Source organism: Mucilaginibacter sp. KACC 22063, assembly GCF_028736115.1.
GTDB lineage: Bacteria > Bacteroidota > Bacteroidia > Sphingobacteriales > Sphingobacteriaceae > Mucilaginibacter.
Genome location: NZ_CP117877.1, coordinates 2108422 through 2120460 on the forward strand (window position 1 = coordinate 2108422; position 12039 = coordinate 2120460).

Genomic DNA, 12039 nt, shown 5'->3' on the forward strand with positions numbered 1-12039 from the left:
CTAACCAGTTCCTGAATTTTTGTTTGTCTTATGAAAAATACATCCTATAGTATCGACGACACTAAAGTTTTGCCCGCCGAAGTTTTGGAGGGGGCTAACGGTGTAACCTTTTCGGGGCTTGACCCAATACTGGGCAGCGTAGGCGAAATGATAGGATTGCTGGACAAATTAGATCAAGGCCCTGATACCTATGGGCTAAACAACCAATGGTTTACCGATCCTATAGAGAATACACGGACAGGTTTTACTAATAATGCAAGCAATTTTAGCGACTTACTGGCACAGGTGTTAGGAAAAGTTGGAGGAAATGCACTGGGCATACCTGTAACAGACCCCGCATTGCTTGGCACCTGGTATCCTATCACGTACAACGAGCAGGAGACTGGCCTTTATTTTGTAACCTATCAAAAAGAGGAAGAAACTGTTTTAGGCGTTGGTATTTTGCATAGCTGGGAGGTGCCGACGGCAACCCCGTTAATAAAAGTTGACGTTTGGGGGATGCTGCCTTTTGTACGTGTAGGGAAAAACGAAGTAAATATTACCTTTAATAAAGAGGGTTACCCCATTACCTTCGGCATTGCCCTGGAAGGCGCTGACCCTGGTAAGCCACTGGTAGATATAAATGATGTTCAGTTTAATGGTGTAAAGGTGAATGCCTCTATAGATATGGCATCCGCTACACCATTTGAGATCACTATACAGGCACTGGCGCTTAAATTGCCGGGCGACCCGGTACCAACTGACCGTACCCTTGCCGACCTTGAAGCAATTACCGGACAGCAAATATTGGAAACAGCATCGAGCCTTTTTGTTGGAGCGTTAAGCAATGTGTTTACCCAAACTTCACAGCAAACCAGGATCAGCTATTTTCCACCGCTGATAGGTTTAACTTCTATAGTGCCTAACTCCCAATCGAGACTGCCGGTATTAGCCTGGTCTGATCTGTTTAAAATAGCTGCTAATCCATCGCAATACCCACAAGGAGTTGCAACGCCATTTTTAAACTGGTTTAATACCCTTAGCGCTAATCCCGACCAGTTAAAGACATGGTTATCCTGCTTCGGGAGTTTTTTAAATGGCACGCAAACCGATGTAACAGGCGCCGGCACCCGCATCAACCCATTCACTATCTCAATGATAAGTGTAAATGGTATTGGGAAGCTGAATTTTACAGTAGGTACTGACGTAGTGGGCGACGGGATACGATACTTTTATCCCGGTCTGTCATTTACGGGCACAGATATACCTATCAGCACATCTGATATTGTCTTTAATGTAGAAGCCGACTTGGAGCTGGCGCGGTTTCAGCTTACTGGAGGCCCTATATCTGCCGATCCTACTGTAAACTTCCAGTTTAAGGGCCGGATGGGTAATAAAACAGAAGGGCAGCCGCTTGCAGCATTTGACGGCTATAGCTTTGGTAGCCTGGAAGGCGGTATGTCATTCGGGCTGTCGGGCAGCGTGGTGCCTTATTTTAACCTTAACAACGTAGTTACACCCTCAAGCTCGTTCAACGTTATCAACCTGCTTTCGCCATCGCAACTGGCAAATGCAGGCGCTGTAGCATTAAGCGATGGTATAAAGACTTTGCTTAGCCTGAGCAGCAGCAATACATTTTCAAGCAGTGTGGCATCACTGATAGGCCTTACCCCTCCCGATTCGGCAGGAAGCAATTGGCCAATAGCTCTACTTGCGCCGTTTGATGCCAGCCAGATGATCAATTCGATCACTAACCCGCTTGAAGCCTGGGCGAAATATTATCTGAATATACTGGAATATGTGCCACTGGTTGACGGCAAAACGGCTTTTACCTATATTGTAAAGGAATTTGGCCAACTGTTAAATTCTGCCACAGGCAGCGATACGGTTACTGTTACTGGTGACGGCACGCCTGATTCGCCTTGGAAAGCGGGCATATCGCTTACTGACGTTACTTTACCTGCCTATTTAACCTCATACAGTACAGCGCTCGACGGCGGGGGTACCAGGCTGTTTATCGGGCTTTCACTGGAGCCGGAGCTTACACTGCTTGGCACTAAGGTAGTACCATCAATAAAGTTAGATGTAGTAAATGTTGATATACCTGCGGGCGGCAATGGCACGGCGACCGCCCAGTGGCTGCCACTTGTAGCCGCACAACTAACTCTGCCCGATGGCTTCCAAACCCCTGATTTTGCTGGCATTACTATAAAGATCGATCAATCGCAGCTATCAGGCTCGTGGAGCAGGGCCGGTGGATGGGGATGGTCGCTGTTTGTAAATAACCCCACATTGGTAATTGACGGGAATAGCATCTCTCTTAACCAAAACCTTAACTTTGCCGATCCGGCAGCACTGGAAAAGCTGGTAACTGATGGCGTAGCAACCTTCGCTCCATTCCTTACAGGTGCACTGGGAGCTTTCCTGCTGCGCACCAACACCCGCGCGGGGCTGTTCACAGCCGGAGCTTTTGGGTTTTTAACAGACCTTTCAAAGTCGCCGATCTTCCCAGCAGGGTTTAGCTGGGATGGCTTTACACAATTAAAGCTCACCAGCTTTACAGACCCTTGGCCCGCCCTCAGGCAACAAATTGCCGCTGATTTTGATACCACAGATAAGGCGAAAAGCATGCTTGGCATGCTTAGCTGGACTATAAATACTGGCTTAGCCACCCCGCCTAATATATCGGGCAATGGTTCATTTACCGATCCGTACCTTATGCCTTTGCCTGCCGGCTTCGAATTGCCGGTTTGGTATGACGATAGCAGCAAGGTAATAGGACTGGGCATAGGCCGCGACGATGTTTACGATTACAGCATCGGTTCAACTAAATTCAGATTTAACCTGCAAACCCGGCTGAATGCCATAGAGTATTCGTTAGACCAGGGGAGTGTTGTTTACCCCAACAACTGTCCTAACCTGAGCTTCCTGGGCACACTCTCAAACCCAGATGGGCTGCTGATAGATCTGCCGCTTGGGGCGGGCAGCGTAAATAAAGTTATTTTAGGTTTTACGCTGAGCATTGTTTCAGGGTCGGTTACTTTTACGCCGGTGGTTACTATGCTGGGCGTAACGCTTGCAGGGCAGACCGAGCTTGAATCGCTTACCCTTGAAGAAATTTTAGACCCTTCGTTCAGTGCCAGCTTACAGGCTTCTTTTTACACCATACTGAACGCAGCCGTACAGGCAGCTATTGATCAGGTTAAAGATGTGGAAGGCTTTAAAACCGCCTACAATCTGCTGTCGTTACTCGGCCTGGTTACTACCTGGGATGAAAATGCTACTCCAAATGGAGGCATTAATACTTCCGGCTGGAACGGCCTGCTTTCTGATTTCAATACCTATATACAGCGGCAGCTTACCGCAATGCTGGTTGAGCCCACCCAACGCGCAGAGTTATTCGCATTTTTAGAAAGCACTTTCGGTATTACCATACCTGCATTCCCAACTTCGATGCTCGATCTGCTGGCCGCACTACAAATATGCGGCCCGGCAGATGAAGGCTATCTGTTGATACCGCAGGCGCTGCTGGAGCTGGCTTCTGACCCGGTAAACAGCATTAAGAACAGGTTTGTTGCCTTGTTTGAGAATGCCGAAGTACTCGCCGCGCTTACCAAAGAGCTTACTGCTAACATCCCGGCAGTTAAGTACGGCAACTTTACATTCGGCTCCAACTCCAACGGTGTGGTTAGCCTGCAGGTTTTGCCGACTGATGCATTTAAGATTGGCTCGTTCCTGAACTTAAGCGGCGGCTTGCAATTAGACCTTATCAATAAGGATATTTCGGTAGACATTAATGTGTACTGCCCTATCCTGGGCTTGGCGCTGGATAATGTAATTACCTTAAGATATCCACTAACAACCGACGATATCTTCCACTCGGCAATGGTATGGGGCGACGGCAGTAAGCCATCGGCCGCCCCGCTGCCATTGTATCCGTTCAAAAGCGATGAGTTTTTAATCAATCTTTCAAACCTTGCGCCGGCCTATGTGCTCAACATAATTTCGAACGCGGTACTGGAAGAAAGCCTGCTGAAAAAGTACCCGCTGGTACAGCAAATATTTACAGGCCTTGGGCTTGCCGCTGAAGCCATGCCGGCTGCGGAAGGCGGTATCCTCGCCTCGGCTGTAGGCCAATGGGATATGCAGTCCATAATGGGTATACTGAAAGACCCGCTTGGCTGGATGCTGTCTGACGATGTATTAGGCCATAATGGCCGGTTCAACGTGGGCGCACTGGCTGCGCTGCTGAGCAATTTGCCGCAGGTAACATCAGACAATGGTATCACGGTAACCCCTGGCGTAGATGGAGCTGAAATAAGCGGCTTGCCTTACGGCCTTGCGGTAAATATAACCGGGCAAAACGGTTTGGCTACATTTGGCTTCAGCGCCGACCCGATTGTTATTGCGGGTGGTAAAGGAAAATTGGACAACTTGGGTATGCAAATAACCCTGGATGCCAATTATCAACCAGCATTCGCAGGATCTGTGGATCTATCGTCGGATGTAGCGGGCAATATTTTTGCCACTGTGGGATATGATAAAGGCTTCCTGCTGAAAATAGCACAGGGTGTGCCCGCTGCGCCGTCAGGGCTGGCGCTGCAGCTGCTGCCATTCCTGGGATGGGGAAATATTGCCGGCCAGGCTGCCAGTTTTGCGGCTGCCTATATGGTGAACGATCTTACGCCGAAGCTGCTTGATTACCTGGCCACTACCGCCGCAGGTCCGTTCATTACTCAAATGCGGACCTTTGGCACAGCCGTAGATGTAAATGCTCTTATCCAATCGCTGCTGCAGATACTTACAGTAGAAAACTTCCAGCAAAAAACACAATCGGAACTGCTTACAATGGTGGAGAATGCGGCGCTGACCTGGCTGAAAGGCTTGTTCAGCACAGCACAAGCGCCAAACACTGCCAACGCAGTAAAAACGCTGCTATCGGGCCTGCTGCCTACGCAATTGACCACCGATGGCGGACTGATATTGTTCAATCCGGGAAATTCAATCCCGGTTGTTATAAAAGCGGGCTTAAATTCACAAAATCTGTTGGGGCTATGGGCTGACCTTACCTTGCCTTCGCTGGAAATCATCGATATCAAGGTAGCCGAAACTGGCGCAGGCATCGATATTAACAGCGGCGCGTTCACTTTCAATTTTGGTGTCGACATATTGTTACCTGTTGAAGGTACCACTGGACCGGCCATCAGCCTGCAATATGACGCTAATAAAGGCTTTGTATTAGGATTCGACCCGATATCAGACGCCGGAACAAACTCTGCCCTGGCAAGGGAGCTGCTCCCTGAGTTTTTCCCGAAAATGGCAGGAGACCCCGACGAGCTGCTTGCACGCATGAACGAATGGATCTTCGGTGTATTCAAAAACGTAATACCGCGGTACATTTCATCACTGGTGCTGAACCTCGGCAGCGTAAAGGCCTGGCTGGAAGCGCCAATCATCGGCGATGGAAATGCGCCTACACCGGTATTCCTGCTCGAAGCCGCATCGCTTGTAGTTCAGGAAACAAAGGGGAGCAAAGTTACCTATTACCTCAATTCGATTGATAACCTGCTTGCTATAACGCCGGAAGTTTTCTTTGGTAACTTCCTGAAGGCACTGATGTCGAATACGCTTACCCTGCTCACCTTTGGCGAGGATAATAAATCGACAATTAAGATTGGCCCTGAGTTGAATAACCCCGGCAGCTACGGACTGCACCTTTTTGCACCTAACCTGAAGATACCATCAATACCGAATATAGTTATACAACTGGGAGACAGCGATAACGAATGGATAACCGACAGCGGCGGTGTGACCGGCGACCCGGGCATTGGCATATACGTGCCTATCAACATGAACGGCACCATTCCTTCGGTCGACTTTAGCATGCTGAACCTGGTATTGAACAACGTTGGGTTCGACATGGTAGGCACCAACGGCAAGCCACTGGTAGACCTTAGCCGGTTTGCAATAGGCGCTGTTAAGCCGCGTGTGCTGTTTGATTTGAAATTAAACAACGGAAACCCGACAGTTGACTTTGGCGCTGGCGTTACGCTGCAGGATATAGCCCTGTCATTGGCACCTAATAAAATGGCGCCGGGCGGCGATAGCAGCACTAATCCAATCGCCAGCAACCTGCTGGGTTCTGGCGACGATAAAAGCGCTAATAACCCGCCGGCAAACCCTGCCTTTTCAGTTACTGCCGCTTATACCAAACAGGTGTATGTTAATCTGAAGAGCAACACCGGAAACGGTACACAGGTTATAGTGCCCATACAACGTTCGTTCGGACCGCTGTTTGTTGACAGCCTGGGCTTGGGTTGGGAAAACACCGAGAAAATACTCGACTTCCTTTTCTCGGGCAGCGTAGAGCTTGCCGGCCTTAAAACCACGCTCATCGGCCTCACCATTGGCGTGCCAGTAGAAACCCCCACAGACTTTAGCGCTTACAAACTCGACCTGCAAGGGCTAGACATTAGCTTTGAAGGCGGCTCAGTAAGCGTAGAAGCAGGTTTGTTTAAGCAAACAAATCCGCTTTGTTACAACGGTACAGCTGTTATAAAAGGCGGAAAATTCTCGGTGCTGGCCCTGGGGTCTTATGCTGAGATAGAAAACTCAAAAGGCAATAAAGAGCCGTCGCTGTTCATATTCGGTGTGCTGAACGTGCCGCTGGGCGGGCCGCCTGCATTTTTTGTGACCGGAATAGCCGCCGGTTTTAGCTACAACCGCGGGTTGATCATACCGGCTATAGACCAGGTGCAGAACTTCCCATTGGTAAAAGGCCTTTCGGAAGGCTCCTTTACCAGTAATGACCCTGCCGAAGCATTGAAACAGCTCTCGGATTTTGTTCCACCTCAAATAGGCCAGTATTGGCTGGCGGCGGGTATCAAATTTAAATCGTTTGGCCTCATTAATACTTCGGCATTACTGTTCCTCAGCTTCGGCAAGGAGTGGGAGCTTAATATCCTGGGGTTGAGCTATGCCACCCTTCCGCCAGAAATACCACAAAACCTGGCATTGGCTTATTTTGAGCTTGCGATAAAGGTCTCGTTCAAATTCACAGCAGGCATAATATCTGCTGAGGCTCAGTTAACGCCCAACTCATTCGTACTGACCAGGGATTGCCGGGTTACCGGCGGCTTCGCGTTCTACCTGTGGTATAAAAAACAGGTAACCGACGCATATACCGTTAATGCTGGCGATTTCGTGATCAGCCTTGGCGGTTACCACCCTGCGTTTGCCGTGCCGGTTTATTACCCTGTGGTACCACGCCTGGGGATGGTATGGAAAATGGAGATCGCCGTAGGCAAGATCAGCATTAGCGGCGGCGCTTATTTTGCGCTTTGCCCTACTGCGGTAATGGCAGGCGGCTATCTTAACGTAAACTTCGAACTGGGGCCTCTGTCTGCATGGCTAAACGCTTATGCTAACTTCCTGATAGAGTGGAATCCGTTCTACTTCAAGGTAGGGATAGGCGTAACAGTGGGCGTATCCTTCGGTACTACTATCGCAGGCGTATCTGTTACCTTAAGCGCCGAGCTTGGTACTAAGCTTAACCTGGAAGGCCCGCCAGTACATGGCTCTGTGGAAGTTGACTGGTACGTTATTTCCTTCACTATACCTATCGGATCGGGTGAAACAGCGACTGATGACAACCCGATCACCTGGGAACTGTTTGAGCAGAGTTTCTTACCTGCTCCTGAAAAATCAAATGATCAGCAATTAGCCAATGCAGATGTATCGCTGGCGGTTGAAGAAAATACAACAACAGAAATAGTAAAATGGAGCTCGGGGGAAGGTATGCAAAGTACCAATGCCGACAGCGCTCTGTGGATAGTAAATCCTGTGCCGTTCACTGTTTCGGTTCAGTCGGCTATTCCAGTGAGCGATATGGCCGTTACGGGTACCTCGTTCTCTGCCTCGGGCGTGCCGGTGGGCGTAAGGCCGATGGGTTATGTAAATACATTAGACGCACCGTTCACCATAGTAGTGTTGGACGAAGGCGGTAAGCCTGTAGACCTGGTAGCACGGCAAGTATCGCTTACTGTGATTACTAATGGCGCACCATCTGCATTGTGGTCCAAAGAGCAGCTGAATAAAGCACAGGCGCCTAATCCTAATACGATGCTGATAGCCGATGCGCTGTTTGGTTTAACCCTCAGTGCCGATCAGTACGTTATCACTGGAAACATCCCTGCTTTCAATGTCGAGAACTTAAAGTATGACAGAAACGACATTAAATTATTGCCCTTTGCGCTAACGCCAACTTATCCGGCTGCTGCGCTATACACAGACCAGAGAGCTTACACTATCATCAGGCAAAGCATAATGGACAGTGCAGTTATTCAAAAAAGAAATGCTGCGTTCCTGGCTTTGTCGGCCAGCGCGATATTGGCGCCGCAAAACCCGGATCTATCTGTAATGGCATTCTCGCCCGAACTGATCTTACAGGACTTGCCCGTAATTGCGCGTATAGGCATCTATCAAAACGGAGGCGTTCCTGAACAAGGCAATCTAATACCATCAATAAGTCTTAACGCGCCGCTAAAAAAATCCGAAATTGTTATTGCGCTGCCGCGTTTGCAGGGTGTATTTAATAAATACGCTACCAACGCCACGCCTATGGCGCCGCTTTTTTCCAATAGGGCAAAATTAAGTCTTAATGCTTCTGAAGGTATCCTCTCCATGCCATTGTACAGGCGAAATATAAGGGCAAGCTTTACCAATAAGACCGCAATAAATACCCGCAGCCAGTATGCCTCGAAACTGGCAACAGATGAGCCGAAAAACTATATTACCCTAAATGATGGTAAAATAGCCATGTGGCTGGTTGACCCTAACGCTACCACTTCCATTAACAACCAAGGCGGCTTACCAGTGTTAATCTTCTCGTTCGACAGGTTCAGCGCGATAATCGGGTTAAAATATCTCGAACCAGGAGTACAATATGTATTGCCGCCAGATACCGCGCAGGTAGTGGTACAAGGATACGGCCTGGGCGACGATGCCAACGTAGGCTGGCAAAGAAACACGCTGCTGGCAAAGGTGAACCCTGTTTGGGCGCTTGCCGACGGTTCAATGATAAGGGTGCAAAACAGTCAGCGCATAAAGGTGCCCGATACCGGCCTTCAGATAGGATTACTGGATGCTAACGCGTTGCTGGTGAAAAATCAGGTAAGTGGTGTAAGAGGGCTTGAGCCTGGCTGGATACAATCATTGTTCCCATCATCGGCTAAATACATAGCAATACTTACTGATGCATTAGCGGACGACGCGGATACAATTGGCGTGAGCATATTGGCTGGCGCAATTCCGTCTAAGACCAATCAGAACAAACCGGTACAAGTAATTACCAAAGACAGTAAGACGCTATCTGTTTATGAAACACCGGAGGCCTGTGCTACCGATAGTTTCTATGGCGTTATTGCCAAACCGGCGAGCATGGACCTTAATGTTTGGGGTATGTATGCACTTTCCAGCCTTGATCATGCCTCGATAGAGGGATGGAGCCAGCTCTGCCTGGATTACGGGGCGGTAGACCTTGCGGCTAATGATAACAGGTCAAGTAAGATAACTATTACATCAAAATAGAAAAATATGAGTGAGATAGAAACAGGGCCGGGTACGATTGGGGTGGGGTTAATCCGTTTTTACGATTCCATACAACCACCTTTGCCCGCTGGTAATTATACTTTACAGGCCACACAGGTAGTAAAGGGGGTAACTGATAAAGACGACCCTCAATACCAGGCCGAACAAAAGTTGCTGGTTAATGGTCCGCGTTTTTCTATTGATGCGGCAAGTATCCACTCGTTATATCCGCCGGCAAATCAAACAGGCACGTATGACAATTCACTGCCTAACGTAGTGTTTAATAATTTTTCTTTACCATGGTCGAGGGAAATAGACCCAACCGACGGTTCAAATCAACAGGTTGATGCGCCAGCGGCTATAAATCAGATACCGTGGATGGGGTTGCTTACTATTTATGCTGCGGATATGGAAGGTACTACACCCTTTGTGGGCAGGCCTTTTTCTACCACAGTTACGCAATTTCAGCAGGCGCCTGCTAATGTATTGCTGCCGGTGCTGGGAAGTATAACTAATCCGGACGAAGCATTGAATGCGGTAGATATTAACTTGGCTTACTTTCAGTCGATAGCACCAACCATTACAGAGCTGCCCATGCTGGCACACGCACGCCAGGTAAACACCGGCGGAAAAGTGATGCTGGGCATGAATGACGATGGCTGCTTTTCGGTGTTGATAGGTAACCGCCTGCCGGGAGCCGGTATGAAGAACTTGGTATTTATGGTAAGCTACGAAGGGCATCAGAGTCATTTGAATGGCGCGGTTATTCCCGGCGGGTATGATACCATACGGTTGGTACTGTTGGGGTCTTGGGAGTTTACCGGCAGCGCTTCTATAGGCAGCTTTAAGACGCTGATGGCCGACCTTTGCGACCCCGGGCGGGGTGGTGTTGACCTTTTGCAGATGCCAATGGCTGATGCAACTGCCCAGAACGAGCTGGCAAAAGAGGCGCTTGAAATAAGTTATATACCATTACAAAACGCCATGCGCGACGGCGAACGCTCTACATCATGGTACCGTGGCCCTATGGTTGCGGCACCCACTCGGCGCGACTTTAGCTACGGACCTTACTTATACAGCGACCACGCCATGCAGTACGATCCGGAATTTGGGCTATTTAACCATGCTTACAGCGCGGCTTGGCAAATAGGCAGGCTGCTGGCCCTGTCTGATGCCAGCTTTGCATCCGGCTTGTTTGCTTGGCGTAACAAATACCTCGCCAGCATTACAAAAATCGCTAAAAACGAGGAGGTTAAACAAAAGGCACAAGTATTTGGCCTGTCGGCGCGAAATGAAGAATTTGATATTGTTTCGGGCATGATGAGCCTTTTCTCGGATAAATTCAGCAAGGTAGACTGGCCGCAGTTTAGAACACGCGCAGAGCTGGCACCTGCCGAATATTTAACCGGTAAACTACAGGAAGATGAGATACAGGCCTTACTGGAAAGTGATGAAGACCCGCTATTGGAACTAAAGAAGAAAATTAACGGCAGATAATATGAAATCCTGGGCAAACAGACAATCGCTACACAAATCAATGCTCAATTGCATGGTAAGTGCTTCATCGGCCAGTGATCACAATGACAGAAACAGCATACCGCCGCCGGTATTGCCTGACGACCTGGCTACCTGGTTGGCGCAGCTTACCCTGCTATATGGCGTACCAACAGAATATCTGGCGCCCGACACCAGGCTCTTGCCAATGGAATCGATCCGTTTTTTTTACATCGACCGTAACTGGCTAGATCGTTTGGTGGATGGAGCCATGAGCGCGGGCGTACTATCGACCCGAGACGATGTGTTTAACGAAGTATTTTTTAAAGATATATATGCGCAGATAGATGCATACCAGATAAAGCTTCGCTCCAACTTGCGCAATGAGGATCAGCCGGCGTTAAATACCGTAGGGGGTACCATGTCGGGTTTTATTTTCCGGTCGCAGGTGGTTTCGGGTTGGCCCGGGATCGAAGTGAACGGCTATAAAGAGGGCACACTGCTTAATATTCTCCGTATGGATAGGCTATCGCCCAACGTGTTGCTGTGTATTTTTTATGACGTGCCCGACAGGGTAGACTTTATCGAACCGCCCGAGGGACTGCATTTTGGCATCAGCCGGGAAAGCGGCGCAACGGTGTACACTGTTTCGTTGCGCGGATTGGGTTTTCCAACCGATCAGCCTTATCCTGCAGGCGAACAAATACCTGACCCGAATGTGCCTGGCGCATTTCTCAAGGTAAACGGGCAGTTGCGAACCGGCACTGGTCAGCAGCCGGGGGTAATGGATATAGATAACCTTGTAGAGGCCATAAAGACCGGCATGCCGGCAGGCGCACTTAATAACGGTATGCTAACGCCGGGTGGCTTTGCCATCCAACTTACGCAGGGGGCAGGTCTACAATCATATCAAATAAAGGATGGAAGCGGTAACGCCTATCCTGCATGTGAAGTTAAAAGCAGCTTTAATTAATCATA

Annotated in this window: 3 protein-coding genes; all 3 read left to right on the plus strand. The window is 49.1% G+C overall.

From position 1 onward, the window contains the following. Positions 1–30: 30 nt before the first annotated feature. From PQ461_RS09350 to PQ461_RS09360, 3 genes are read left to right on the plus strand one after another with little or no spacing between them, the layout of a single operon-like run. Positions 31–9567: a DUF6603 domain-containing protein gene (locus tag PQ461_RS09350; protein WP_274303595.1), complete on the plus strand. Its 9537-nt coding sequence runs from the start codon at positions 31–33 to the stop codon at positions 9565–9567. A gap of 6 nt (positions 9568–9573) precedes the next feature. Continuing rightward, entirely contained in the window at positions 9574–11064 is a 1491-nt protein-coding gene (locus PQ461_RS09355) for a hypothetical protein (protein ID WP_274303598.1), read from the plus strand. A gap of 1 nt (position 11065) precedes the next feature. Further along, the gene (locus PQ461_RS09360; RefSeq protein WP_274303600.1) at positions 11066–12034 is read left to right on the plus strand and encodes a hypothetical protein; all 969 of its coding nucleotides are present in this window, start codon (positions 11066–11068) and stop codon (positions 12032–12034) included. Positions 12035–12039 lie beyond the last annotated feature (5 nt).